Origin of the sequence: Microbacterium sp. CCNWLW134, assembly GCF_037083565.1 — a bacterium.
Lineage (GTDB): Bacteria > Actinomycetota > Actinomycetes > Actinomycetales > Microbacteriaceae > Microbacterium.
In genome coordinates, this window is sequence record NZ_JBAOJU010000002.1 from 1,011,161 (window position 1) to 1,035,162 (window position 24,002).

Genomic DNA, 24,002 nt, shown 5'->3' on the forward strand with positions numbered 1-24,002 from the left:
GTGCGACCTTCGGTATCGAGAGCTGGGTGGCGTCGAGGCTAGGCCGGACCGCGCTCCGGCGAAGGGTACAAAGTCCCTGAGGGCGCCAGTCGTGTCAGCAGCTGTTCGACGTCCTCGTTGCGACACACCTCGGTGCTCGGACGCATCGCGGTCGCCGTTCCCGCTGCGACGGCGACCCGGAGCGCGTCCCCCCGCTCCCGGCCCGTGGCGAGGGCCGAGATGAAGCCGCCGAGGAAGGCGTCGCCGGCCCCGACGGTGCTGATCACCCTGACTTCGGGAACGGGGATGAAGATCTCGGTGTCGCGCGAGATCAGGACGGCCCCCTCCCGGCCCAGGCTGAGCGCGACCAGCTCCGTGCGTTCGGCACGGATGAGCGACCGGGCGACGCCGACGAGCTCGGGAAGGGACGACCCGGGATCGATCCCGGCGAGGTGCGCCAGCTCGTCGCGGCTCGGCTTGATGAGGAAGACCCCCGCGTCGAGGGCTGCCGCCAGGGCCGGGCCCGCCGTGTCGAGGACCACCCGGCTCCCGTGACGGCCTGCGGCCTTCGACAGCTGTGAGTAGAAGTCGGTCGGCACGCCGGGCGGGAGGCTGCCGCTGGCGACGAGGTATCCCTCGCGTGGGCTCCGCTCCACCGCGATCTGCAGGCAGCGCCGCCACTCCGCTTCCGTCAGAGCCGGGCCGGGCAGGATGAACCGGTACTGGCGAGCCGTGGTGGTCTCCGTGACCGTGAAGCTCTGGCGGGTCGTCCCTCCGATGGGAACGATGACGGTATCCACGCCTTCTCGCTCGAGCAGACCGAGGTAGGTGTCAGCCGACGGCCCTCCCAGCGCGCAGATCGCCAGCGACCGTCCGTTCAGCTGTCGGATGGTTCTGCTGACGTTCACCCCGCCTCCGCCCGGATCGTACTGGGGCGGATCGCACCGCAGCTTCCGCTCCGGCTCCAGCCGGTCGATGCAGGTGGACACGTCGAGGGCGGGGTTCATGGTGAGCGTCACGATTGCTGCGGGATGCATGGCGTCCTCCTGCCCGGCCGTGACGGCGACATCAGCGTCTATCGGCGGTCGCCCCGCTCCCGGGTCTTTGGTCCCCTCCTCACGCCCGCGCCCTCGCTTGTATGGACGACGAGAGCACAGGAGAAGGCGTCATGGCGGATGCAGGGGTCATGGACCGCATCATGACCGGGACAGGAGGATCGCTCCGGTTCCTCGGCGCGGCCGACACCGTGACGGGATCGCGGTTCCTCGTCGAGCGTTCGGGTCGCCGGGTCTTGGTCGACTGCGGGCTCTTCCAGGGCTTCAAGGTGCTGCGGGCGCGCAATCGCGCGCCCTTCCCCATCGATCCGAGTTCGATCGATGCGGTGATCCTGACGCACGCCCACCTCGATCACTCCGGCTACCTGCCGGCTCTCGTCCGTGACGGCTTCGACGGCCCGATCTTCGCGAGCGAGGGCACGGCGGAGCTCTGCGGGATCCTCCTTCCCGACAGCGCCCACCTCCTGGAGGAGGAAGCGCGGGCGGCCGCCCGGGGCGGATGGTCTCGGCACGAGCATCCGCGCCCGCTCTACGACACGCACGACGTCGAGCGGGCGATGCATCTGATGGACCCGGTGGCCTTCCACGAGCCGCAGAGGATCGGCGACGAGTTCGAGTTCTCTCTCATCCGCGCCGGACACATCCTCGGCGCGGCGGGGGTCGCGCTGCGCCTCGGCGACAGAGTCGTCCGATTCACCGGCGATCTCGGACGACCGGATGACCCGCTGATGCCGCCACCGGAAGAGCTCGGGACGTGCGACATCCTGGTGACGGAATCGACCTACGGCGATCACTCCCACGGATTGGCCGATCCGCAGGTCGTTCTCGGAGAGATCGTGCGAAGGGTCGCGGCAGCCGGTGGCGTCGTTCTGATACCGGCTTTCGCCGTGGGGCGCACGGAGACGATCCTCCTTCACCTCTCTCGCCTGCGGGCGGCCGGCGACATCCCCGACATCCCGATCTTCGTCAACAGTCCGATGGCCGTCAGCGTCGTGGACGTGTATCGACGACACGCCGCGGAACACCGGATCGACCAGGCCGAACTCGATCGCATGTACGACCTCGCGACGATGATCAGGAGCGTCGACGACTCCAAGCTCCTGAATCTCCGCGGCGGTCCGATGATCATCATCTCCGCCAGCGGGATGCTGACCGGCGGCCGGGTGCTGCACCACCTCGTCGCCTACGGGCCCGACCCGAAGAACGCCATCGTCCTCACCGGATTCCAAGCGGGAGGAACACGAGGCGCTGCACTGCTCGCGGGTGCCGACACCCTCAGGATCTTCGGAAAAGACGTCGCCGTCAGCGCAGAGGTGCACCATCTGCACACCATGTCGGCTCATGCCGACGCCCGTCAGACGATCGACTGGATGAGGACCGGATCGCGGCCGAGCATGGTCTACGTCACCCACGGTGAGCCCGCGGCCGCCGATGCGCTGCGACTGCGCATCGAGCGCGAACTCCACTGGGCTGCGCGCGTCCCCGAGCAGGGGGAGAAGGTGACGATCTGAACCGTGGCCCACCCTTCGCGTCTCACCGGGCCGGGCGCCGGAGAGACTTTCGTCCCGAGGAGGGCGGCTGCGTGCGCCTATCGTGACAGCGCGGGTCGCACCCGCGCAGCCGTTTCGGACGTGTCGTGACGGGCTGCGTCATGACACCAGGCTGCCGCAGCCAGGGGAGGCGCGACCGCGACGACGGGCGTCTCCCCGTGCTGTGGCGTCTCGTGGCCGTTGCGCATCATCCCGTGGCGGGAAGAAGAGGCACGCGCCACTCCGACCGCGCGCCCCGCTCGGAGCCGGTCGTGAGCGCGTAGGTGCCCCCGCGCCGGGACGCCCGGTCTTCCAGGTTCTTCGTTCCCCCACGGCGGGTCACGTGCGGCGGCGGCCCGTGTCCGTCGTCCTCGACGATCACGGTCACAGCGCTGTCGGTCGCCTCGACCGACACGGAGGACGCCGTCGCTCCGGCGTGCCGCGAGATGTTCGCGAGGGATTCGCGGATGACGGCGACGACGTCGTCGGCGAGGTCGCCGCTCAGAACGAGGTCGACAGGACCGCGGAAGGTCAGACGGGGAGGGGAGGTCAGGGTGGGTGAGAGTTCGGTGATGACGTCGATCACCCGGTGCCTCGCCACCGGAACACCCGACTCGGGGCGGGTGCGGAGGGTGAAGATCGCCGCGCGGATGTCATTGATCGCGGCATCGATCTCGGTGACCTCGCCCTCGAGCGCGGCGGTGTGCGGACCGTCGATCGATGCCAGGGCCTGCAGCCGGATGCCGGATGCGAACAGGCGCTGGATGACATGGTCATGGAGATCCCGGGCGATTCGGGCTCGATCCTCCATCACTTCCAGTCGCTGTCGATCGCGGCGTGCCCACGCGAGGGTCACGGCGATGCCTGCCTGCGAGGCGAACTCGGACACCGCTTCGAGGTCAGCGGGAGTGAGATGGGGCCGTTCCGGGTGTCGTGCGACGAGGATGGCTCCCGTGGGGGCCTGCGTCGCCACGAAGGGTACCGCGGCGGTGGACCCGAGCACCAGGCGGCCGTCGAGGTAGGAGCGCCTGTGGCTCACGGTGGCGATCTTCCCGGTCCTCATCGCCTGCTCGGCGACCGAGGATTCCGCCGGGTGGAGGGTTCCCTCCAACTGCTCGGCGTGCTCCCCCCAGACGGCGACCACCCGATGCATCCTCCCCTCCTGCTCGGGCACCACGATCGTGACGAGGTCGGCTGCGACGACGTCGCTGAGTCCGCGGACCACGATGTCCATCGGGTCCTCGCCCGCAGGGGCGAGGAGCGCGCCGCTGATGCTCGACAGCGCACTGGCCAGTCGTCGCTGTCGCACGGCTCGCTCGAACAGGCGGGCGTTGTCTATCGCGATTCCCGCCGTGGCTGCCAGCGCTTCGATCAGTTCCGCGTCTTCGGAAGTGAATTCCCCCGCCGCGGGGTTGGTCAGGTACAGGTTGCCGAAGACCTCTTCCCTCGTACGCACCGGAACTCCGAGAAACCCGTGCATGGGCGGGTGATGCGGGGGGAAACCGACAGATCGCGGATCTTCGGCGAGGTCGCGGAGACGGATCGTGTGCGCCTCCTCGATGACGGCGCCCAGCAGACCACGTCCTTCGGGCAGGCGGCCGATGGCCTCGACCTGGGCAGGGTCTATTCCGGTATGGATGAACCGCTCCAGCCTGCCGTCGCCGCCGAGAACGCCCAGGGCCGCGTACTCCGCCTTGACGAGGGCGGCAGCGACCTCGACGATCCGATGCAGCGTGTGGTCGAGGTCGAGTTCTTCTGTCACTGCCCGGTTGGCGGCGAGCAGGCTTCTCACGCGCGTCTCCGCGGTGAGCACGCGCTGCGCGTCGGCGATCAGATCGTCGAGGGTTTTCTCGAGATGCGATCGCGAGCCGTCGAGAAAACCCGGGGAGTCACTCATGGACCGCTCCCGCCCCTGCGTCCGCTGGAGACCTCAGGCTACTCCGCCGCAGGTGCGGCGACAAGGCGCGGGCTGCACCCGCGGCGATCACCGCCCATCGCAGGACCAACGACCCGGGCGGCCGAGGGGCGGAGGTGCACGATGACCTCGCCCCCCGAGGAAAGAGAAGCTCACCATGGCCACGAAGACGGAGCACGATCTCATCGTCAAGACGGACTTCGAAGCGGAGCTGGAAGGGAATCCCGACCTGGATGCCGCCGAGATCGGCGTCTCCGTGCGTGGCGGCGCGGTCACGCTCTCCGGCGAGGTGGCGACGAACGCCGAGCGACGGGCAGCGACGAAGGCGGCGCTTCGGGTCCGCGGCGTTCGCACGCTCGTCGATGCGCTGACGGTGCATCCGCGGACCAAGTGGCCGGTGACGCAAGCGGACGTCGCCAAAGAGGTCGAGCGCGCCCTGCGTGCGGCGACCACCGTGCCCGACTCGGTGCAGGCGATCGTCCACGGCCATGACGTCACCCTGATCGGGGAGGTGCGGGGAAACTCCGAGCGCTACGCCGCGACGCGGGCCGTGCAGCTCCTCCGGGGCGTCTCCACCGTCGACAACATGATCACTCTGCGGGAGCGTCCGGCCAGCGCGGACACCGAGGATCGCATTCGGCGAGCGATATCGCGAAAAGCACTGCTCCAGGCGCGACAGATCGATGTCGCGGTGATGGGCACGACGGTCACCCTCACCGGCACCGTTTCCACCTGGACCGAGCGCGAGGAAGCGGCACGTGCCGCGTGGGCTACGCCGCACGTCACCGATGTCGACAATCGGCTCATCGTCCCGTCGGCCTGATCGGGGTGCCGGCGTTGGTGGCTGATGATCACCGCGGCGGACACCCGCTCCTCTGGGGCTCGCTCGGCCTGATCGGCGCGTGGCTGGCTCTCTCCATCGGCCTCGGGGTGGCGTTGCCTCGCGCCGGGCAGGTCGGCTCCACCGTCCTCACGGTCATCCTCGTCCTCTTCGGCCTGACGCTTCTCGTCTGGTCGGCGGTGGCCCTGACGCGCTCGCTTCGCTGGTGGTCGCTCGCCGTCATCCCTGCCCTTGTCGTCCTGCTCGCGTCGGGGGTTTACAGCTCGTCCATCGCGCTCGCCGCGGCTCACCCGCCCCACCCCGTCCGGCCGGGCACACCCGACGGTGCACAGGAGGTGCGCTTCTTCTCGGAGGCGGGAGTGATGTTCGCGGGATGGTTCCTCGCCGGAGACAACGGAGCGGCGGTGATCGTGAGACACGGCGCCGGGTCGACGGCCAATGACGTCGAGGCGCATGCTCGGGTCTTGAACGAGGCGGGTTTCAGCGTTCTCGCCACCGACGCACGGGGTCACGGTCTCAGCGAAGGACACGGCATGGAGCTGGGCTGGTACGGCGACGAGGACATCACCGCGGCCGTGGACGAGGTGCTCGGCCGCGCGCACCCGCCCATCGCCGCCGTCGGCGTGCTCGGACTGTCGATGGGGGGTGAGGAAGCGATCGGTGCGGCCTCGTCCGACCCCCGCATCCGCGCTGTCGTGGCGGAGGGGGCGACCGGGAGGGTTGCGGCGGACAAATGGTGGCTTTCGGAGACCTACGGGCTGCGCGGGAGCCTGCAGAATCTGCTGGATGCCGGCACGTTCACTCTCACCGATCTACTCAGCCCCGCCGAGATGCCGGGTTCTCTCGACGACGCCGCTCGCATGCTCCCGCAGCACACCGAGGTGCTGATGATCGCTGCGGGAACGGTAGCCGACGAACAACTCGTCGCCGAACGCCTGGCGGCCGCCGCTCCTTCGCAGATATCGGTGTGGGTGGCGTCGGGTGCCGACCATACCGGCGCCCTGACCACCGACCGTCACCAGTGGCGTGAGCGAGTGATCGCGTTCTACCAGGACGCGTTGCTCACCCCCCGAGGGGATCGGTGACGGGCCAGCGGATCAGGGTGCGCCACCGCGCGGGATCAGGCTCGACCTCGGGGTCGCTCAGATACTGCTCCCAACAGACCGGCCCCGGTGTCAACCCGACCGCGTCGCAGTGTCGCTGCACCGCCGCGTAGGTCTGATGCATGGTGTCGTAGGACCCCTCATGGATCACCTCTGCGACCAGGCCCGCCGGGAGCTCCCCGGGGTGGACGTTCCCCTGCGGGCGCACCGTCCCCGCAACGGGAAAGCCCGCCTCGACGTCGACGGTCGTGTCGGGTGCCCCGTAGTACTTTCCGAACGGCGGTCCGATCGGGGCCGTCCCCTGCTCCTCCAAAGCTCTGGCTGTCTCGGTGTAGGCCGCGGCGAAGAAGTCGGTCAGTTCCGACATCGCCACGCGTCGGCGAACACCCGCCGTGAGCTCAGCGTCGTGCCGGACGACGCGCACATCGTCAGACACGGTCGCCACCCGCTGTCGTCGTCTCCGGCGTCGACGATGTGCCGCGGCGCGGGCGGTGGCGGACGATCATCACCGGACAGGCCGCGTGCGAGGCGCACACCGCGCTCACAGACCCGAGGAAGAGGCTGCCGATCCGACTGCGGCCGTGTGAGCCCAGCACCAGCATCGCCGCGTGCTCCGACGCGTCGACGAGCGTGTGCTCGGCCGTGCCGCGGCGCGTCCCGGTGGTCAGCCACGGTGGCGGCCCCGCCGGGAAGATCTCCAGGGCAGCGCGGGACGCGAGATCGCGTGCCAGCGCCTCGTAGTCCGTGCCGTCGTCGGGCGTGGGGGCGTCTCCCCAGATCAGACCCGGATCGTCCCAGACGGCCATGGCATGCACGGGCAGCCCCAGTTTCGGGGCGATCTCGACCGCATATTCCAGCGCAGCGGCGGCGGATTCCGAGCCGTCGACCCCCACGAGGATCCCCGGTTGCGACCAGGGGAGGGACTCTTCACCCTCGGCGGGTGGTACCGCGGTGTCGGTCTGGGAGGCGCGCATGCGGCCATCGTCGTGCGCGATCCGTTCTCCTCGGGGGTCGAAGGTCCCACCGGCGCGCGTGAGGGAACGAGCAGACTCCCTCCATCAGCCTGAGGAGGACCAGTCGTGAAAGCAGCAGTCGTCAGTCGTGCCGGTGCGTCGGCGCAGGTGGAGGAGCTTCCGGTTCCCGAACCGGGGCCCGGTCAGGTGCTCCTGCGCGTCGAGACGTGCGGGCTGTGCCACACCGACATCCATGCGATGAACGGCGATTGGCCGGTGGCCGCGACCTTCCCGCTGATCCCCGGACACGAGGCGGTGGGGATCGTCGAGGGGCACGGTGCCGGCGTGACCGAGCCTCGAGTGGGCCAGCGCGTTGCCTTGCCGTGGCTCGGACGGGCATGCGGTCGCTGCCGCTACTGCATCGATGGGCGCGAGAATCTCTGCGTCAGCCAGGCGAACACGGGATTCTCGGTGTCGGGCGGATACGCCGAATACCTGGTCGCCGACGCGCGCTTCGTCGTTTCCGTCCCCGACGGCGTTCATCCCGTGGATGCCGCGCCGCTCACCTGCGCGGGGGTGACGACGTATGCGGCCGTGAAGAACGCCCGTGTTCGACCGGACGAGACCGTGGCGATCTTCGGCGTCGGGGGACTCGGGCATCTGGCTGTGCAGTACGCCCGGTTGGTCGGGGCCAAGGTGATCGCTGTCGACGTCACCGGCGACAAACTCGCGCTCGCTGAAGATCTGGGTGCCGATCATGTCGTGAACGCATCGACGGACGATCCGGTGGCGATGATCGCGGAACTCGGCGGCGCGGACGTCGCGATCGTGCTCGCCGTTGCACCGAAGGTGACTCGCCAGGCATTCGACGCCCTCAATCGCGGGGGACGCCTGGTGCTGGTGGCGTTGCCCGCGGGCGGGGAGTACACCCTGCCGGTGTTCGAAACCGTCCTTCGCGGGATCAGCGTCATCGGCTCGATCGTGGGGACGCGGCAGGATCTTGCGGAAGTCTTCGATCTGCATGCCGCAGGAAGGACACGGGTGATCGCCGAGGAGCGGGATCTCGAGGACGTCAACGAGGCGGTGGAGGAAGTCCTCACCGGGCGGGTGCCGGCACGACTCGTCTTCGCCTACCACACCGCCGACCTGCTGCCGCGGACGGCGTCGACGACGTCGGGCTGACGTTCAGGGCGGCCGCCGGTCAGTGGTTGTCGCCCGAGACGTCGATCAGGACTTTGCCGATCGCCCCGTTCTCGACAGCGTCGTGGGCTGCCGCGGTGTCGTCGAGGCCGAACCACGTGAGGGGGAGCCCGGCGTCCTCGCCGACGGGAAGGGCGCCGTCGCGAAGCGCCGCAGTGATGTCCTCGACCGCCGCCGTCAGCGCGCGCTCGCCCACGGTGTACATGAGCAGGCCCTGGAACCGGATGTTCTTCGCGAAGGTCGGCACGACGGGGATGATCGCCTCGTCACCGCCGTTGTCGGCGTAGTACGCGATGCTTCCGTGATTGGCGATGACGTCGGTGTCGAGTGCGAAGTTGTGGGCCGGTGATACCTCGACGATCTGCTCGACCCCGCCAGGAGCGATCTCGAGGATGCGACGGGCCGTGTCTTCGCGGCGGTAATTCACCGTCTGGTGCGCGCCCGCGTCGCGGGCGAGCGTGGCCTTCTGGTCGCTGGAGACCGTGGCGATGACGGTGGCCCCGGCCCAGCGCGCCAGTTGGATGGCCGCGTGGCCGACGGCGCCCGCGCCGCCGGCGACGAGAACGGTGCGCCCGGCCAGTGCGCCGGCGGAGAGGCGCTCGGGACCGTCTTCGTGAATGGTGAGGGCGCGGTGCGCGGTCATCGCGGGAACACCGAGGCCGGCGGCGACATCGAAACCGATGTCTTCAGGAAGAGGAACGGCGCGTGCGGCGGGAACGACCGTGTACTCCTGGGCGGTTCCCGTCGGTCGCTCGTGCTGCGCGAGATAGATCCAGACGCGTTCACCCACGGAGGGCGCGTCGACGCCGTCGCCGACGGCGTCGACGACGCCGGCGCCGTCCTGGTTGGGGGTCACCTCGCCGAAGGCCGTGGCGGCCGTCCCCGTTCGACGAGCCTTCCAATCGGTCGGATTCACGCCGGAGACGGCGACGCGGACGCGCACCTCGCCCGGTCCAGGCTGCGGAATGCTTCGCTCCACGACGTGGAGAACGGAGGAGTCGCCGGCGCGGGAGTACACGATCGATCGCATGCGACCTTCAACGCGCGTACGGGCCTCGCCCATTCCCCCTCAGCGATTCGCCCACAGGGCCCACGCGACGAGGGCGGGTTGGAGGAGCAGGCGGATGAATCGTGCGCGGTCGGTCCGCAGCATCGGGGCGGGACGGCCGGTGCGCCACTGGTGGACGTTGCCGGGGAGGACGGCCACGAAGAACGCGGCGACGAGCCATCCGACGCTGCGTTCCCGGGGGATCGTGGCGACCGCGCCGGCGAGCAGGAGTTCGGCGACGCCCGAGCCCACCACGATGGCGTCTTTGCTCAGTCCGGTCATCCGGGTCGACCAGTCGGGCACCACGATCCGGTACCCGCGCCGGCCCCAGGTGAGGTGGGAGATCCCGGCGGCCGCCAGGAGCGCGGCGAGGAGCCATCGTGCGCCGGTGCGCAAGAGTTCCACGGAACGGGATCTGCCGGTTATCGGTAGTTGACGAACTGCAGGTCGACGTCGAGGTCGGCGGCCTTCAGAAGGCGCTGGACCTCCTGCAGATCATCGCGAGACTTCGACTGCACGCGCAGCTCGTCGCCCTGGATCTGCGACTTCACCGACTTCGGGCCCTCATCACGGATGATCTTGCCGATCTTCTTGGCGTTCTCCTGCGAGATGCCTTCCTTGAGGGTCGAGACGATGCGGTACTCCTTGCCGCTGGCCGTCGGCTCTCCCGAGTCGAGGCTCTTCAGCGAGATGCCGCGCTTGATGAGCTTCGTCTGGAAGACGTCGAGCACCGCCTTGGCGCGCTCCTCGGAATTCGCCTTGATGAGGATCGCCTCGCCGCTCCACTCGATGGAGGCGTCGGTGCCCTTGAAGTCGTAGCGCTGCTCGACCTCTTTACGCGCCTGGTTCAGGGCGTTGTCGGCTTCCTGCCGATCGATCTTCGAGACGATGTCAAAACTTGAGTCGGCCATGCCGGGAGTCTAGCGAGCCCTTTTGCCGCCGATTCGGGAAGCCCTCGGCGATCGCGAAGCCGCACGGGGAGAATCTCGGAAACAACAACAATTCCCGCCTGTAGGTGTAAGCGCTTCCAAACCTGAAGCACGGGTCTGTCGTTGTGGCTGCGGCACAATTCCGGCGGCGGAACGGTCACAGGATGGTATCGACCGACTCGTGGGATTGCGAACGACGTGCGACTGACGCAAACTGTAAGCGCTTGCAACACGAGCTGGCGACAAGGGAGCCGCCTCCCGCGGACCTGTCGCCCTCCCCAAAGAAAGAGGCGAACACCGATGAAGGTGATGAACAAGCGTGCGCTGGGTCTCAGCGCATTCCTGGTCGGCGGAGCCGTTGTGCTCGCCGGCTGCGCGGGCGGCGGCGGTGGCGAGAGCTCCGGTGGCGCCGACAACGGTGGCGACTCCGGTGCCGCCGAGAACACCCTGACGGTCTGGGTCGACGCTGACCGCGAGCGCGCCCTCCAGGATGTCGCAACCGCCTTCGAAGAGGAGAAGGGCATCGCCGTCGACCTCGTCGTGAAGGAGTACGAGGACATCCAGCAGGACTTCATCACCCAGGTCCCGAGCGGTGAGGGCCCCGACATCACCATCGGTGGTCACGACTGGACCGGCGCCTTCGTGCAGGACGGCGTCGTCGCGCCCGTCGAGCTCGGCGACAAGGCCGCTGAGTTCGAAGAGGTCGCCATCGCGGCGGTCACCTACGACGGCAACACCTACGGCCTGCCCTACGCGATCGAGAACATCGCGCTGGTCCGCAACGCCGACCTCGTTCCCGAGGCGCCCACGAACTTCGACGACATGATCGCCAAGGGCACCGCGGCCGGTACGCAGTACCCGTTCGTGGTGGGCCTGAACCCGCAGAACTCCGACCCGTACCACCTGTACCCGTTCCAGACCTCCTTCGGGAACTCGGTCTTCGCCCAGAACGCGGACGGCTCGTACGACGCCGCCAACCTCACCATCGGTGACGAGGCCGGTCAGCAGTTCGCGACGTGGCTCGGCCAGCAGGGTGCCGCGGGCGTGTTCAACCTCAACCTCGACGGCGACCTCGCCAAGGAGGCCTTCAACGCCGGCCAGGCGCCGTTCTTCCTCACCGGTCCCTGGAACATCGCCGACGCGGTGGACGCGGGGGTCAACGTCGCCGTCGACCCGATCCCGTCGGCCGGTGGCCAGACCGCCCGTCCGTTCGCGGGTGTGCAGACCTTCTTCCTCAGCTCGCAGTCGGAGAACGCCCTCGCAGCGAACGAGTTCCTCGTGAACTACATCGCCACCCCCGAGGTTCAGACTGCGCTGTTCGAGGCCGGCGGTCGTGCCCCCGCGCTCACCGAGTCCTTCGAGGCGGCGCAGGCCGACCCGATCGTCGCCGGCTTCGCATCGGTGGGTGCCGAGGCTGTGCCGATGCCGAGCATCCCTCAGATGGGTGCCGTGTGGGATGACTGGGGCACCACCGAGGTCGCCATCATCCAGGGTTCCGACCCGGTCTCCAGCTGGACGACCATGGCCGAGAACATCCAGGGCAAGATCGGCTGATCGCCTTCGGCGGGGGTGTCGCTCACGCGGCATCCCCGCCGAACCCCTTTCCCCTGACAGATCGACCGCGCCGTCGATCGTCCGCCAAGGAGCCTCGATGACGATTCCGACACTCGACACCGACGACCGCGCGTCCGATCGTCGCGCCGATCCGGCCACGGAGAAGCGCCGCCGGCGCGCCGCGGCCTTCGCCGACGCCGCGTCGGCCGGCTGGAAGGTCTGGCTGTTCAAGATCGTCGCCCTGGGCATCGTCGACGCGATGGCGATCTACGCGATCCTCGTGCTCGTCGTCCAGGAGCAGTGGGTCATCGCCGTGGCCATCGCGGTCGGCGTGGTCGTCCTCAACGCGATCTACCTCATCCCGGGACTCCTCCCGGCCAAGTACCTCGCGCCCGGTCTGGTGTTCCTCTTCATCTTCCAGATCTTCGTCGTGCTCTACACCGTCTACATCGCGTTCACCAACTACGGGTCGGGGCACAACTCCGACAAGGAAGACGCGATCACCTCCCTCCTCCAGCAGTCGCAGACGCGCGTGGAGGACTCCGCCACGTACCCGGTGCAGATCGCCACCCGCGACGGGGAGTTCTTCCTCGTCGTGGAGGACCCCGAGACCGGAGACCTCAGCGTCGGCGGCAACGAGATGCCGCTGGAATCGATCTCCTCGCCCGAGGCTGCGGGCTACGACGTGCTCGACTTCTCGCAGATCCTCGCCAATCAGGCCGAGATCGGCGCGTTGACCGTCCCGCTCGACGACGATCTCAACGACGGCTACCTGCGCACCACCGACGGTTCGAACGCCTACCTGTTCCAGTCGAGTCTGGAGTGGGATCCCGTCGCCGACACCATGACCGACACCGAAACGGGTGTGGTCTACCGCGACATCGGCACCGGTGCCTTCACCGCCGACGACGGAACCGAGATCCTTCCGGGATGGCAGGTCTGGGTCGGCGGGGAGAACTTCGTCCGCGCCGTGACCGAGGAATCCATCCGTGGCCCGTTCATCGCGGTCCTGGTCTGGACCTTCGTCTTCGCCTTCCTCTCGGTGGCGACCACCTTCGTCCTCGGGCTCTTCCTCGCCGTCGTCTTCAACGACCCGAAGATGAAGAGCCGCAAGTACTACCGGGTCATCCTCATCCTCCCGTACGCGTTCCCGGCGTTCCTGTCGGCCCTGATCTGGGCGGGCATGTTCAACCAGGACTTCGGGTTCATCAACCAGGTGCTCCTCGGCGGCGCCTCCATACCGTGGTTGCTCGACCCCATACTCGCGAAGGTCGCGATCCTCATCGTCAACCTCTGGCTCGGCTTCCCCTACATGTTCCTGGTGTGCACGGGTGCGCTGCAGTCGATCCCCGATGACATCCAGGAGGCGGGTCGCGTCGATGGTGCGGGCGTGTGGCAGGTCTTCCGCCACATCAAGTTCCCGCTCCTCCTGGTCTCGGTCGCCCCGCTGCTGATTTCGTCGTTCGCGTTCAACTTCAACAACTTCAACATCGTCTACATGCTCACCAACGGCGGGCCGAGGTTCGCCGACGCGTCGATCAACGTCGGCGCCACCGACATCCTGATCTCCATGGTCTACAAGGTGGCCTTCGTCGGTGCCAACCGCGATTACGGGCTCGCGAGCGCGTTCTCGATCATCATCTTCATCCTGGTCGCCGTCATCTCCTACGTGAGCTTCCGACAGACCAAGGTCCTCGAGGAGCTGAACTGAGATGGCACTGAACTCCAATCCGCTGACCTCGCAGCCCGCCCCGGCTCTCGCGGAGGCCCTCGCCGACGATCGCCGCGGCGCTGCCGCGGCGGAGAAGGCCGCGCCCACCCCGCGGCGACCGTTCGGTCGCTGGTTCCGCGAGACCGGATGGCGCCACATCATCGGCATCGTCATGCTGCTGTTCTGCGCGTTCCCGCTCGCCTACGTGCTGTCGGCGTCACTCAACCCCGGCGGCACGCTGCTGACGGCGAACAGCCTGTTCTCCACCTTCGACCTGGGCGCCTACTTCCGGCTCTTCGAGAACCCGTCGCAGCCGTACGGCGCGTGGTTCGTCAACACGCTCGTGATCGGACTCGCCACGGCATTCGGCACGGTGCTGCTCGGCGCCCTCGCGGCGTATGCGTTCTCGCGCATGCGCTTCACGGGCCGCCGGTTCGGCCTCCTCACCCTGCTGCTGGTGCAGATGTTCCCGCAGCTGCTGGCCTTCGTGGCGATCTTCCTGCTCATGTCGGCGATCGCCGACATCTTCCCGGCGCTGGGCCTGAACTCCCAGCTCGGGCTGATCATGGTCTACCTCGGTGGTGCGCTCGGGGTGAACACGTACCTCATGTACGGGTTCTTCAACACCGTGCCGGCGTCCATCGACGAGGCGGCGAAGATCGACGGCGCCGGCCATGCCCGCATCTTCTTCACGATCATCCTGCGCCTGGTCGCGCCGATCCTCGCCGTCGTCGGGCTGCTGTCGTTCCTGGCGACGACGAACGACTTCGTCATCGCGTCGGTCGTGCTCTCCGACCCCGACAAGCAGACGCTCGCCGTCGGTCTCTACCAGTTCGTCTCGCAGGAGACCGCGCGCAACTGGAGCGTCTTCGCCGCGGGTGCGGTCCTGGCCGCCATCATCCCCGTCGCGCTGTTCCTCGCCCTGCAGCGCTTCATCGTCGGCGGCCTCACCGCCGGCAGTGTGAAGTGACCGGATGACGGTGCACACCGATCCCACGCGATTCACCGCGCTCAGCCGCGGCCTTGCAGCCGGGGTGGAGGAGCGCGACGGATTGATCGGCCTCGTCCTTCTCGGCTCGGCATCGGACGACGCGGCGCATCGCCGCGACGAATGGTCTGATCACGATTTCTTCGCCCTGATCGCCGACGGTCGCGGACAGGAGGTCCGGCCCGACCTGACGTGGCTGCCCGATCAGGACCGACTCGCCGTGACCGCGCGCGAGGGCGAGATCGGGTTCGTCGCCGTGTACGACGACGGGCATGTGTTCGAGTTCGCCTTCTCGGAGGCCGTGGAACTGGAGGGCGCGGTCGCGGGGGAGGCCACCGTCGTCGTCGACGACGACCGGGGCACGACGGCCGACCTTATCGCGCGCGCCCGCGCGAACGCAGCCGCACGCGATCGGTTCGATCCCGTCAACGACGCCGCGCTCGTCTTCGTCAAGCTCCTGCTCGGCACCGGCCGGGCACGTCGTGGTGAGGTGCTCAACGCGGGGCAGTTCGTGCGCGGTGCGGCGGTCATCCATCTGGTCCGCGCGATCCGCGGTCGCTTCGGCGAGCGGTCGACGGCGCGTCGCGACATCATCGATCCGCTTCGCCGGTTCGAGCGCGACTTCCCCGAGTGGGGCGCCCGCATCGCCGAGGCGACGTCGGCGCCGGTCGAAGACGCCGCACGCGAGCTGTACGCGCTGGCCCGCGAGATCCTCGAGCCCGGCTGGGACGCGTTCCCGGTGCGCGCGGCGGACGCGGTGGCCCGCCGACTCGGCTTCTGAGGCTCAGCCGCGCGAGACCACGCGCCAGCGGAAGGTGTTCGTCAGCTCGTAGCTCCCGTCCACCCTCCGAAACGGTTCCGCCGCCGTCCCGATGATTCCGCAGAGCTCGCCGATCGTCGCCTCGTCCTCACCGAGCAGCACGGTCGTCGCGAGGTCGCCGGCGTCGGCGGCCCGCACCCGCACCTCGACCTCGCCCTGCGAGACCAGACGGAAGTCCGCCGCGTCCAGCGCGAGATCGAGAGGGGACGGGTGCGGGGGCCCCGAGGGAGCCGGCGCAGCCTCGAGGGCCTGCTCGATGACCGCCAGGTCGCTCCGCCCGGTGTCGTCCCATTCCGCGATGCCGAGCAGACCCCCCGGCCGCAGCACGCGTGCGCACTCGAGGACCGCGTGATCGAGCTCGTCGGTGAGGTGCAGGACCGTGACCGCGGTCACGACATCGAACGAGTCATCCTCGAAGGGGAGGGCGGCGGCATCCGCCTCCCGCGCGTCGCCGTGTCGGGCGGCGATCGCAACCATCCCCCGCGCGGAGTCGACCCCGATCGCCCGCGCTCCGGCCGCGGCCAGCTCGGCGAGGAACTCGCCCGAGCCGCAGCCGACGTCCAGCACCCGCGTGCCCGGGCCGATGGCGCACGCGGTGATGAGCGCCTGTCGCGCGGGCGCCGACACTCCGCCCCACCGTGCGGCCCATCCGTCCGCGAGGGCGGACCACCCACCGTCCTCCGTCACGGGCGCCACCCTATCCTCCGTGGCCCGTCGATCAATGTCGCTCATCCTTCGCGACCCGTCGAATTCTGTCGCTTCCCGGCTCCGTGGGCCGCAATTCTTGACGGGTCGGCGTGAGGAGTGGACGGGGTCGTCCCGCGTGAGGAGTGGGCGAGGTCGCGCGGCGTGAGGAGTGGGCGAGGTCGTCCGGCGTGAGAGGCGGGCGACGCTCCCGCGCCGCACAACCCGCCCGCGGGCGGCGAGAGGTTCGTAGACTGTCCCGAGACCAGGCGAGGAGAGTGCATGAGCCCGCTGACCGAGAGCGACATCCACACGTCGTTCGTGAACGCCCGTCCCGAAGAGCTGCAGGTGATGGCCCTGCCGAACGACTTCGTGCTGACCGACTGGGATCATCTCGACTTCCTGGCCTGGCGCGACCCGCGCACGCGTGGGCGCGCCTATGTGATCGCCGAGGTCGACGGCGAGGCCGTCGGTGTGCTGCTGCGTGCCGCCGAGGGCACCTCGTCGGCGCGTTCGGCGATGTGCAACCTGTGCCACACGATGCAGCCCGCCGATCAGGTCGCGCTCTTCACCGCGCGCAAGGCCGGCGAGGCGGGCCGCAACGGCGACAGCGTCGGCACCTACATGTGCGCCGACCTGTCGTGCCACGAGAACGTCCGGCTGGCCGCCCCCCTTGCACCGAGTGAGATCCGCGCGAGCGTCGACCGGCGCATCGACGGCACGCGTCGGCGCACCGAGGCCTTCGTCGAGAGCGTCGCCCAGCACGCGCGGAGCCGGTCGTGAGCCGCGCCGTCGTCATCGGCGACGCCCTCATCGACGAACTGCGCGACGACCACGGCGTCCGCGAATTCGTCGGCGGCGCCGCGCTGAATGTGGCCGTCGGTCTCGCACGCCTCGGCGTGCCCGCGACCCTCATCGCGATGGTCGGCGACGACGAAGCAGGTGGCCGCATCCGGTCGTACCTCGACGACTTCGGGGTCGAGCTGCTCTCGACACCGTCGCTGCGCGGCTCGTCGCGCGCGGTGAGCACGCGCAGCGGCGGAGGCGAGCCGACCTACGTCTTCAACGACGCCGCCCAGCATCGCGCGGTGCACCTCGGTGCCGCCGAGCGGGCCGCCCTCGATGCGGCATCCGTCATCGCGATCAGCTGCTTCCCGTTCGACGACGTCGCCCAGACCCTCGCGCTGTCGCAGGCCGTCCGCGCGTCAGGCGCCCCACTCGCGATCGACGTCAACCCCCGCGAGGGGATGATGCACGACCGCGCGGAGTTCGTCCGCGGCTTCGAGCAGCTCGCCGCGGGCGCGGCGCTGGTCAAGATCGGCGAAGACGACGCCGAGCTGCTCTACGGGGAACCCCTCGACGCCCTGCGCGCGCGACTCGTCGACGCCGGCGCGGCCGCGGTCCTGGCCACACAGGGACGCGCGGGTGCCACCATCGAGGCGGGGGCGGATGTCGTCACCCGCCCGATCTCCGATCTGCCGGGTCGCATCGTCGACACCATGGGCGCGGGCGACGCGGCCTTCGCGACCATCATCGCCGCCATGATCGACGGTGTTCCCGCCGATTCCGAGGCGTGGGGTGAGGCGCTGCAGAGGGCCATGGATGTCGCTGCCGCAACCTGCCGCTTCGAGGGCGCGCTCCTGCGCCTTCCCTCGGCGCTGACCGCCCCCGACCTCGATCGCCTCGGAACCTGAGGGGCGCAGCGCAGGCATCCGGGGTGGATTTTTTCGACGCCCGTCGGGGGTCTAGACTTGTTTCTCGCGCCTCCGGTCGACTGCACAAGCCGGGCGGGTGCGCACTTGGCGAGTTACCCAAGCGGCCAAAGGGATCTGACTGTAAATCAGCCGGCGTAGCCTTCGGGGGTTCGAATCCCTCACTCGCCACCCAGAGAGCCCGGCTTCGGCCGGGCTCTTGTCGTTCTCGCTCCTGCCGGGCCGCCTGACACGTCCGCCCGCGCGTGCCAGGATGGGCATGCGTCAACGAGAGGACCGAGATGACACAGCCCCAGCCGCACGAGACGCCCGCGTCCGCCGGATCGCAGGCCACGGATGACCCGGGTCGGTCACCCCTCATCCGTGCCGCCATCTGGGTGGCGATCGGCGCTCTCATCGCAGCGGCGATCGTCTGCGTCGTCTGGGTGCTGATCGGGCCGGAGAACGGCATCGTCGCGCGCGCGTTCCTGACCGTGCTGCTGCTCGCCGGCTTCGCCGGCGCGGCGATCCTCGACGCGAATCTCGCTCCCAACCGGCCGGCATGGCTGGCACTGGCGAGCATGGGTGTGTGGGTCGTGACGCTGCTGATCGGGGCGGTGATGATCTGGATGCCGGAGCGCTTCCCCTACTCGGGATTCGGCCGCTTCGTGTCGTTCCTCCTCATCGTGCTGATCCTGCAGCTGGCACTGCTGCACATCCGCCTGCTCCTGAAGGCCCTCGCCCGCAACCGCACCACCTTCACCTCCGTGATCGCGATCGTGACGATCGTGCTCGTGATCGCCCTTGCGATCATGCTGGTGATCCCGCTGATGCTGTCGGAGTACGCGCAGCTGGGCGACCTCTACTGGCGCTTCGTCGTCTCCATCACGATCCTCGCCGCCGTGGGTACCGCGCTTCTCCCGCTGATCAATGTGCTCTTCGCGCCGCGTCGGCCGCGGCCTGTCGCCCCGACGTACCCGGGTTACGCGGGATACCCCGGCGCGGATGCGCAGCAGACCGGCGTCATCCCCGCCTGGGCCCCCCACGCCCCCCAGGGCCAGACCTGGCCGGGACAGGCCCAGGCCGCCTGGCAGCCGCAGGCCGGATGGCAGGGGCAGAACGCTCCGCAGCCTTTCGCGCCGACCTCCGCCGCCCCGACCCCTGCGGCCCCCGCGCCCGCAGTTCCCGTCGCCGCCGCTTCCGCGCCGTCCGCTCCCCGTGCCACCGCCTCTGAGGACGACGCCGCCGCAGCCGATGTCACAGAGGGGGCACCTGCTCCGGCGTCCGCTGCGCCGGTGTCCGCGGCATCCTCTCCCGGCGCCCCGGCACCCACCGACGGGGAGCTTCTCCCGTGGCCGATGTACGCCGACGGCCGCACGCCGTTGCCGATGCTTCCCGACGGCAGCCCCGACTGGCAGGCCTACCAGACCGGCCGACCCTCGCCGGGAGCCCAGTCGTTCGTGCCGATCGCACCCGAGCAGGCGTCGCAGCCGACGTTCCCGCCGCCGGTGCCGGGCGCCCAGGGCCCGGGAGGAGCACAGGCCTCTCACGGTACGCAGGGCTACGAGGGCTTCCCGCCCCCGCCGCCGCTTCCGCCGCGCAACTAGTCAGCCGAGCATCTCCCGCGCGGCCATCGCGGCGTTGTGCCCGCCGATCCCGCTGACCGCGCCGCCGCGCTGGGCGCCCGAGCCGCACAGCAGGATGCGTTCGTGCGCGGTGGCCACACCCCACCGCGATGCGGGGGTCGACAGGTCGGCGTCATCGTCCGCCCACGGCCAGGCGAGTCCGCCGTGGAAGATGTCGCCCCCGGCCATCCGCAGCGCCTCCTCCAGGTCGGCGGTCGTTCGCACCTCCACGCACGGCGATCCGTCAGGCGCGGTGTACAGACAGTCCTCGATCGGTTCTGCGAGCACGGCATTCAGTGACGATGACGCCGCGGCGAGTGCGTCCGCCCGGGCAGCGTCGGCGTCGCGGCCGGCGACCAGACGGTGGGGCACCTGAAGCCCGAAGAGGGTCAGGGTCTGCGCCCCCTCGGACCGCAGCTGCGGTCCGAGGATCGAGGGATCGGTCAAGGAGTGGCAGTAGATCTCCGCCGGCAGCGGATCGGGGAATTCGCCCGCTGAGGCGGCGGCGTGCGCAGCGTCGAGCTGGCTCAGGGTCTCGTTGATGTGGAAGGTGCCCGAGAAGGCCGCCTCAGCTGACACCTCGCTGTCGCGCAGGCGGGGAAGCCGCCGGAGCAGCATGTTGACCTTCACCTGCGCGCCCTCGGGCGCGATGCCGGCGTTCTCGGCCGCGGCGCCCCCCGCTCGCAGCAGGTCGGTCAGCACCGCGGGTCCTGCGCCCATCAGCACCAGCCGGCCCCGCAGGGTCTCGCTTCGCCCGTCGGGACCCGCTACGCTCACCTCGCCGTCGGGATCGATGGCGGTGACCTCGGCGCCCGTGCGGACCTCTGCGCCGGCGTCGCGGGCGGCTCGGGCGAGCTCGGCGCTGACCCGTCCCATTCCGCCGACGGGCACGTCCCAGTCCCCGGTGCCCCCGCCGATGACGTGATAGAGGAAGCAGCGGTTCTGAGCGAGGCTCGCGTCGTCGGCTGTGGCGAACGTGCCGATGAGCCCATCCGTCAGGGCGATCCCGCGGGCGAGGTCGGTCTCCAGCGAACGACGCAGCATCTCGCCCAGGGGTCGGTCGACGACATCCGTCCAGAGCTCGTCGTCGTCGACGAGCGAGCGCACCTGGGTGCGGGGGCGGAGGGGCTCGGTCATCGTGGGGAAGACCCGGCGGGCGAGCGGGAGGAGCCTGTCGCCGAAAGCGGCGAAGCGATCGGCCTCGGCGGGGTCGCCGGTCGTCCGGACGAAGCTGCGCGTCGTGGCCGCCGCGTCGCCCCGATCGATGAGGATGCCGCGAGAGGGATCGGCGGGAGAGGGCGTGTAGGAGGAGTAGCGCCGGCGCCGAAGGTCGATCCGAAGTCCGAGGTCGTCGATGATCGCGCGGGGGAGCAGGCTCACGAGGTACGAGTACCGCGACAGGCGGGCAGCCACCCCCGGCCAGGGTTCCTCCGACACGGCGGCTCCGCCGACGTGGTCGAGTCGCTCGAGGACGACGACGCGGTGACCTGAGCCGGCGAGGTACGCGGCGGCGACGAGGGCGTTGTGACCGCCGCCGACGATCACGACATCGTGCGTAGCGGCATCCCGGGGGAGAGGCATGGCTCCACCGTAGAGGCGCTCGCCGACCTACGCATGGATCCTGGCGACGAAACCGCCGCGGTAGCGTGAGGGGCATGACGCTTGCCGCGCAGCTGCACGATCTGGCCGTCGACCTCGCCCGGGAGGCGGGGGAGCTCGCCCGTCGCCGCCGCACCGAGGGCGTCGCGATCGCGGCGACGAAGTCGGCCCTCGCCGACATCGTCACCGAGGCCGACCGCGAGGTCGAGGAGCTGATCCGCGATCGGCTCCGCCGCGAGCGCCCGGGTGACGGTTTCCTCGGCGAGGAGTCGGGTGCAGCGCCGGTGTCGCACGGCGGTGACTCCGACGTCACCTGGGTCATCGATCCGATCGACGGCACCGTCAACTACGCCTACGGCATCCCCTCGTACGCCGTCAGCGTCGCCGCCGTCGCGGGCGGGAGCGACCCGGAGCACTGGGACGCCCTCGCCGGCGCCGTCTTCAACCCCGCGAGCGGGGAGCTCTTCCATGCCACCCGCGGCGAGGGTGCGTGGCTGAACGGGGCGCGCCTGACGGTCAACGCCGAACCGGCCGCCGCCGGAGCGCTCCTGGCCACCGGATTCGGTTACGACCCCGCGACCCACGCCTCCGACCTCGCACGGGTGGGCCGTGCGATGACGATCGCCCGCGATATCCGCCGCATCGGTGCCGCGTCGCTCGATCTCGCGTTCGTGGCCGCGGGGCGGCTCGACGGCTACTTCGAACGCGGGCTGCAGCCCTGGGACTTCGCGGCAGGGGCGCTGCTCGTGACCGAGGCGGGCGGGCGGTTCGCGCGAGTGGAGATGCCGGATGCCGCGGCGCGGCCCCTCACGGTCGCCGCCGGTCCCGGGATCTTCGAGCGCCTGGTGTCGCTTACCACAGATTGAGCCGCCGCGTGACCGGTTGCGCGCCGGTGTCGTACATGGCATTCCCAGACGTCGCCGGGTAGTGTTTATCCGTTCGTTACTTTTGGTGTCCGAACCGGAAGTATCCCCCAACGACCGCCTGCCGTGCACCCCCCATGTGCGGCAACGACTCGGAAGCACGCCCCCGTTTTGCCCCACGATTCATCCTCGGCTCTTCGCCCGCGCACCCGCCGGTCGAGTCGAGTCTCCCCCGCGGACGTTCAGACCCCGGCGGAGACGACGACCGTTCCCCCCGCCGGTGAGCCCTCTACCGCTCCGCCGGCGATGAGCCGCCGAGCACTGCGCGCCCGGGCTGCTGCGCAGCCGTTCCTGATCAATCCCGTCTTCTCGACCGGGCCCGTGCCGGTGGCCGGCTCCGCCTCGATGACCGGTGACGCCGGGGATGTCGCGCACTCGCCCGCTTCGTCGGTGACGGCGACCCCCGCCGAGTCGGCCCCCGTGGCCCAGGCGAGCGTGACCGAGGTGCCCGAGGCATCGGCGGAAGGATCGTCGACCGACGCCGATAACGGCGACGCCGAGGGGGCGGATCCCGAGCATCCCGACTCCCCGGCAACCTTCACCGGGGGGACCGGGGCGCTTCTCTTCGACGCCTCCACGACGACCGGACCCTTCCGTCTCCTCGAGCCGCCCATGGGTCACTCGGTCGCCGACGAGGTTCCGGCGGCAGATCCGGAGGACACCCGTGACGCTGCGCCGCAGGCGGACGATGAGTTCGAGGCCGCCGCGCGACTGTTCTGCTTCACCGGCGAGACGCCGGTGCAGAAGCTCGCCCCCGCCGATGACACCGCGGCGGACAGCGATCCCGCGCCCGCAACCCCCGACATCGCCGCGCACGTCGCTGCCGCCCGTCGCCGTCGCCCGGCACGCGGAGCCGCCTTCCGTCGCGCCGCAGCGGCATCCTTCTCGGTGAGCGTCATGGGGATCGTCGGTCTTCTCGCCGTCGCCACCACGACTCCTGCCGAGGCCGTGGCCGCTGCCACCGGCAGCGAATCGGCCACGCTCTCCACGATGGCACCGGCGTCGACAGACCTCTCGGTCGACCCCGACGAGATCCAGGCATACGTCGCCCCGGCCACCACCGAGAACGCCCAGATCGCCCGCGGCGAGAGCTACGAGACGGTGACGATGGCCGACCTGGCTGCCGCGTCGGGGATCACGAACTTCTCGAACTTCTACGTCAACGACCCCACCGCCGCCATCCAGTGGCCGTTCGCGGTCGGCGTGCCGATCAGCTACGGGTTCGGCATGCGCTCGGGGAAGATGCACGAAGGCCTCGACTTCGTCCCCGGCGCCGGAGCACCGATCCAGGCGATCGCGGACGGTACCGTGCGTGTGGCCAGCGAGTCGGGCGGCGCGTACGGGGTGCACGTGATCATCGACCACGTCGTGGACGGTCAGCTGATCTCGAGCCACTATGCGCACATGGAGTACGACTCGATGCAGGTCGTGCCTGGCCAGCAGGTCACGGTCGGCACCGTCCTCGGACGCACCGGCAACACCGGCCGCTCGTTCGGCGCCCACACGCACTTCGAGTTGCTCATGAACGGCACCACGCCGATCGACCCGCTGCCGTGGCTTCGGCAGCACGCGGGAGGGTGACCGCCGATTCAACGGGAAGCCTCGGCTCTGGTATTCTCGTTGAGTTGCCCGCGCAGGGCAGCACGCCCCGATAGCTCAGTGGCAGAGCACTTCCATGGTAAGGAAGGGGTCGTCAGTTCAATCCTGACTCGGGGCTCGCAGCATCCGGCATCTTGCTGCCGGTGTATCGCGGCAGGGTAGCTCAGTTGGTGAGAGCGCACGACTCATAATCGTGAGGTCGCGGGTTCAAGCCCCGCTCCTGCTACAGAGACAAGCCCCCGGCACTTCGGGGGCT

Annotated in this window: 22 protein-coding genes and 3 tRNA genes; 16 read left to right on the forward strand and 9 right to left on the reverse strand. The window is 69.6% G+C overall.

Annotated elements, in window-relative coordinates; translation table 11 throughout:
* Positions 1-38: 38 nt before the first annotated feature.
* Positions 39-1,016, reverse strand: a complete 978-nt coding sequence (locus tag V6S02_RS15435; protein WP_336401550.1) for a 1-phosphofructokinase family hexose kinase — start codon at positions 1,014-1,016, stop codon at positions 39-41.
* Positions 1,017-1,147: 131 nt separating this feature from the next.
* On the opposite strand from V6S02_RS15435, the gene V6S02_RS15440 reads away from it, so the two are divergent.
* Complete coding sequence (locus V6S02_RS15440; RefSeq protein WP_336401551.1) at positions 1,148-2,545, forward strand: MBL fold metallo-hydrolase; 1,398 nt, start codon at positions 1,148-1,150, stop codon at positions 2,543-2,545.
* A 226-nt stretch (positions 2,546-2,771) separates the two neighbouring features.
* On the opposite strand, the gene V6S02_RS15445 is transcribed toward V6S02_RS15440, so the two are convergent.
* Positions 2,772-4,460 (reverse strand): sensor histidine kinase, encoded by a 1,689-nt coding sequence (locus tag V6S02_RS15445; protein WP_336401552.1) that lies wholly within the window; start codon positions 4,458-4,460, stop codon positions 2,772-2,774.
* Between the two features lie 175 nt (positions 4,461-4,635).
* Here V6S02_RS15445 and V6S02_RS15450 point away from each other — a divergent pair, with 175 nt between their 5' ends.
* Positions 4,636-5,301 (forward strand): BON domain-containing protein, encoded by a 666-nt coding sequence (locus V6S02_RS15450; protein WP_336401553.1) that lies wholly within the window; start codon positions 4,636-4,638, stop codon positions 5,299-5,301.
* Positions 5,302-5,318: 17 nt separating this feature from the next.
* A complete protein-coding gene (locus V6S02_RS15455; protein WP_336401555.1) occupies positions 5,319-6,404 on the forward strand; it encodes an alpha/beta hydrolase in 1,086 nt (361 codons plus the stop codon).
* On the opposite strand, the gene V6S02_RS15460 is transcribed toward V6S02_RS15455, so the two are convergent.
* The gene (locus tag V6S02_RS15460; protein WP_336401556.1) at positions 6,382-6,858 is read right to left on the reverse strand and encodes a GyrI-like domain-containing protein; all 477 of its coding nucleotides are present in this window, start codon (positions 6,856-6,858) and stop codon (positions 6,382-6,384) included. The two genes, V6S02_RS15455 and V6S02_RS15460, sit on opposite strands and share 23 nt — an antisense overlap.
* Entirely contained in the window at positions 6,851-7,396 is a 546-nt protein-coding gene (locus V6S02_RS15465) for a universal stress protein (RefSeq protein ID WP_336401557.1), read from the reverse strand. Before V6S02_RS15465 ends, V6S02_RS15460 begins: the two co-directional genes overlap by 8 nt.
* Positions 7,397-7,501: 105 nt before the next feature.
* Between V6S02_RS15465 and V6S02_RS15470 the strand changes: the two genes are divergently transcribed.
* The gene (locus V6S02_RS15470; protein ID WP_336401558.1) at positions 7,502-8,557 is read left to right on the forward strand and encodes an alcohol dehydrogenase catalytic domain-containing protein; all 1,056 of its coding nucleotides are present in this window, start codon (positions 7,502-7,504) and stop codon (positions 8,555-8,557) included.
* Between the two features lie 19 nt (positions 8,558-8,576).
* On the opposite strand, the gene V6S02_RS15475 is transcribed toward V6S02_RS15470, so the two are convergent.
* Genes V6S02_RS15475 through V6S02_RS15485 form a run of 3 tightly spaced genes read right to left on the reverse strand, consistent with a single transcriptional unit; the run spans position 8,577 to position 10,534 of the window.
* Positions 8,577-9,605 carry an NADPH:quinone reductase gene (locus V6S02_RS15475; protein WP_336401559.1) on the reverse strand — a complete coding sequence of 343 codons (1,029 nt, stop codon included), beginning with the start codon at positions 9,603-9,605 and terminating at the stop codon, positions 8,577-8,579.
* A gap of 39 nt (positions 9,606-9,644) precedes the next feature.
* On the reverse strand, positions 9,645-10,019 hold the full coding sequence (locus tag V6S02_RS15480) for a DoxX family protein (protein ID WP_336401676.1): 375 nt from the start codon (positions 10,017-10,019) through the stop codon (positions 9,645-9,647).
* A gap of 26 nt (positions 10,020-10,045) precedes the next feature.
* Positions 10,046-10,534 (reverse strand): YajQ family cyclic di-GMP-binding protein, encoded by a 489-nt coding sequence (locus tag V6S02_RS15485; protein ID WP_124294033.1) that lies wholly within the window; start codon positions 10,532-10,534, stop codon positions 10,046-10,048.
* 318 nt (positions 10,535-10,852) lie between these two features.
* On the opposite strand from V6S02_RS15485, the gene V6S02_RS15490 reads away from it, so the two are divergent.
* The 4 genes from V6S02_RS15490 (at position 10,853) to V6S02_RS15505 (ending at position 15,586) form a co-directional block, all read left to right on the forward strand.
* Entirely contained in the window at positions 10,853-12,106 is a 1,254-nt protein-coding gene (locus tag V6S02_RS15490; RefSeq protein WP_124294032.1) for a sugar ABC transporter substrate-binding protein, read from the forward strand.
* Positions 12,107-12,203: 97 nt separating this feature from the next.
* Complete coding sequence (locus tag V6S02_RS15495; RefSeq protein WP_124294031.1) at positions 12,204-13,817, forward strand: ABC transporter permease subunit; 1,614 nt, start codon at positions 12,204-12,206, stop codon at positions 13,815-13,817.
* A gap of 1 nt (position 13,818) precedes the next feature.
* The gene (locus V6S02_RS15500) at positions 13,819-14,787 is read left to right on the forward strand and encodes a sugar ABC transporter permease (RefSeq protein WP_124294030.1); all 969 of its coding nucleotides are present in this window, start codon (positions 13,819-13,821) and stop codon (positions 14,785-14,787) included.
* A 4-nt stretch (positions 14,788-14,791) separates the two neighbouring features.
* A complete protein-coding gene (locus V6S02_RS15505) occupies positions 14,792-15,586 on the forward strand; it encodes a hypothetical protein (protein ID WP_124294029.1) in 795 nt (264 codons plus the stop codon).
* A gap of 3 nt (positions 15,587-15,589) precedes the next feature.
* On the opposite strand, the gene V6S02_RS15510 is transcribed toward V6S02_RS15505, so the two are convergent.
* Entirely contained in the window at positions 15,590-16,312 is a 723-nt protein-coding gene (locus V6S02_RS15510) for a class I SAM-dependent methyltransferase (protein ID WP_336401560.1), read from the reverse strand.
* 279 nt (positions 16,313-16,591) lie between these two features.
* Between V6S02_RS15510 and V6S02_RS15515 the strand changes: the two genes are divergently transcribed.
* The 4 genes from V6S02_RS15515 (at position 16,592) to V6S02_RS15530 (ending at position 19,607) form a co-directional block, all read left to right on the forward strand.
* Positions 16,592-17,092 carry an FBP domain-containing protein gene (locus V6S02_RS15515; RefSeq protein WP_124294027.1) on the forward strand — a complete coding sequence of 167 codons (501 nt, stop codon included), beginning with the start codon at positions 16,592-16,594 and terminating at the stop codon, positions 17,090-17,092.
* Positions 17,089-18,003, forward strand: a complete 915-nt coding sequence (locus V6S02_RS15520; protein WP_336401561.1) for a PfkB family carbohydrate kinase — start codon at positions 17,089-17,091, stop codon at positions 18,001-18,003. The genes V6S02_RS15515 and V6S02_RS15520 overlap by 4 nt, the downstream gene beginning before the upstream one ends.
* Positions 18,004-18,110: 107 nt before the next feature.
* Positions 18,111-18,192, forward strand: a tRNA-Tyr gene (locus V6S02_RS15525).
* A gap of 110 nt (positions 18,193-18,302) precedes the next feature.
* A complete protein-coding gene (locus tag V6S02_RS15530; RefSeq protein WP_336401562.1) occupies positions 18,303-19,607 on the forward strand; it encodes a hypothetical protein in 1,305 nt (434 codons plus the stop codon).
* Here V6S02_RS15530 and V6S02_RS15535 read toward each other — a convergent pair whose 3' ends face one another.
* The gene (locus tag V6S02_RS15535; protein ID WP_336401563.1) at positions 19,608-21,206 is read right to left on the reverse strand and encodes a phytoene desaturase family protein; all 1,599 of its coding nucleotides are present in this window, start codon (positions 21,204-21,206) and stop codon (positions 19,608-19,610) included.
* Between the two features lie 74 nt (positions 21,207-21,280).
* On the opposite strand from V6S02_RS15535, the gene V6S02_RS15540 reads away from it, so the two are divergent.
* The 4 genes from V6S02_RS15540 to V6S02_RS15555 all read left to right on the forward strand — a co-directional run bounded on the left by V6S02_RS15540 (position 21,281) and on the right by V6S02_RS15555 (position 23,972).
* Positions 21,281-22,090, forward strand: coding sequence for an inositol monophosphatase family protein (locus V6S02_RS15540; RefSeq protein ID WP_124294023.1), 810 nt, complete (start codon positions 21,281-21,283; stop codon positions 22,088-22,090).
* A gap of 303 nt (positions 22,091-22,393) precedes the next feature.
* Positions 22,394-23,728 carry a M23 family metallopeptidase gene (locus V6S02_RS15545; RefSeq protein WP_336401564.1) on the forward strand — a complete coding sequence of 445 codons (1,335 nt, stop codon included), beginning with the start codon at positions 22,394-22,396 and terminating at the stop codon, positions 23,726-23,728.
* A gap of 64 nt (positions 23,729-23,792) precedes the next feature.
* Positions 23,793-23,864, forward strand: a tRNA-Thr gene (locus V6S02_RS15550).
* 34 nt (positions 23,865-23,898) lie between these two features.
* Positions 23,899-23,972: transfer RNA gene (locus V6S02_RS15555), tRNA-Met, on the forward strand.
* The last annotated feature ends 30 nt before the right edge of the window (positions 23,973-24,002 follow it).

Excerpts from the sequence above, each read along its gene's own strand:
- V6S02_RS15435 (WP_336401550.1), bottom strand. The coding sequence starts at position 1,016 with ATGCATCCCGCAGCAATCGTGACGCTCACCATGAACCCCGCCCTCGAC.
- V6S02_RS15440 (WP_336401551.1), top strand. The coding sequence starts at position 1,148 with ATGGCGGATGCAGGGGTCATGGACCGCATCATGACCGGGACAGGAGGA.
- V6S02_RS15445 (WP_336401552.1), bottom strand. The coding sequence starts at position 4,460 with ATGAGTGACTCCCCGGGTTTTCTCGACGGCTCGCGATCGCATCTCGAG.
- V6S02_RS15450 (WP_336401553.1), top strand. The coding sequence starts at position 4,636 with ATGGCCACGAAGACGGAGCACGATCTCATCGTCAAGACGGACTTCGAA.
- V6S02_RS15465 (WP_336401557.1), bottom strand. The coding sequence starts at position 7,396 with ATGCGCGCCTCCCAGACCGACACCGCGGTACCACCCGCCGAGGGTGAA.
- V6S02_RS15475 (WP_336401559.1), bottom strand. The coding sequence starts at position 9,605 with ATGCGATCGATCGTGTACTCCCGCGCCGGCGACTCCTCCGTTCTCCAC.
- V6S02_RS15485 (WP_124294033.1), bottom strand. The coding sequence starts at position 10,534 with ATGGCCGACTCAAGTTTTGACATCGTCTCGAAGATCGATCGGCAGGAA.
- V6S02_RS15490 (WP_124294032.1), top strand. The coding sequence starts at position 10,853 with ATGAAGGTGATGAACAAGCGTGCGCTGGGTCTCAGCGCATTCCTGGTC.
- V6S02_RS15495 (WP_124294031.1), top strand. The coding sequence starts at position 12,204 with ATGACGATTCCGACACTCGACACCGACGACCGCGCGTCCGATCGTCGC.
- V6S02_RS15500 (WP_124294030.1), top strand. The coding sequence starts at position 13,819 with ATGGCACTGAACTCCAATCCGCTGACCTCGCAGCCCGCCCCGGCTCTC.
- V6S02_RS15505 (WP_124294029.1), top strand. The coding sequence starts at position 14,792 with ATGACGGTGCACACCGATCCCACGCGATTCACCGCGCTCAGCCGCGGC.
- V6S02_RS15515 (WP_124294027.1), top strand. The coding sequence starts at position 16,592 with ATGAGCCCGCTGACCGAGAGCGACATCCACACGTCGTTCGTGAACGCC.
- V6S02_RS15530 (WP_336401562.1), top strand. The coding sequence starts at position 18,303 with ATGACACAGCCCCAGCCGCACGAGACGCCCGCGTCCGCCGGATCGCAG.
- V6S02_RS15535 (WP_336401563.1), bottom strand. The coding sequence starts at position 21,206 with ATGCCTCTCCCCCGGGATGCCGCTACGCACGATGTCGTGATCGTCGGC.
- V6S02_RS15540 (WP_124294023.1), top strand. The coding sequence starts at position 21,281 with ATGACGCTTGCCGCGCAGCTGCACGATCTGGCCGTCGACCTCGCCCGG.
- V6S02_RS15545 (WP_336401564.1), top strand. The coding sequence starts at position 22,394 with ATGAGCCGCCGAGCACTGCGCGCCCGGGCTGCTGCGCAGCCGTTCCTG.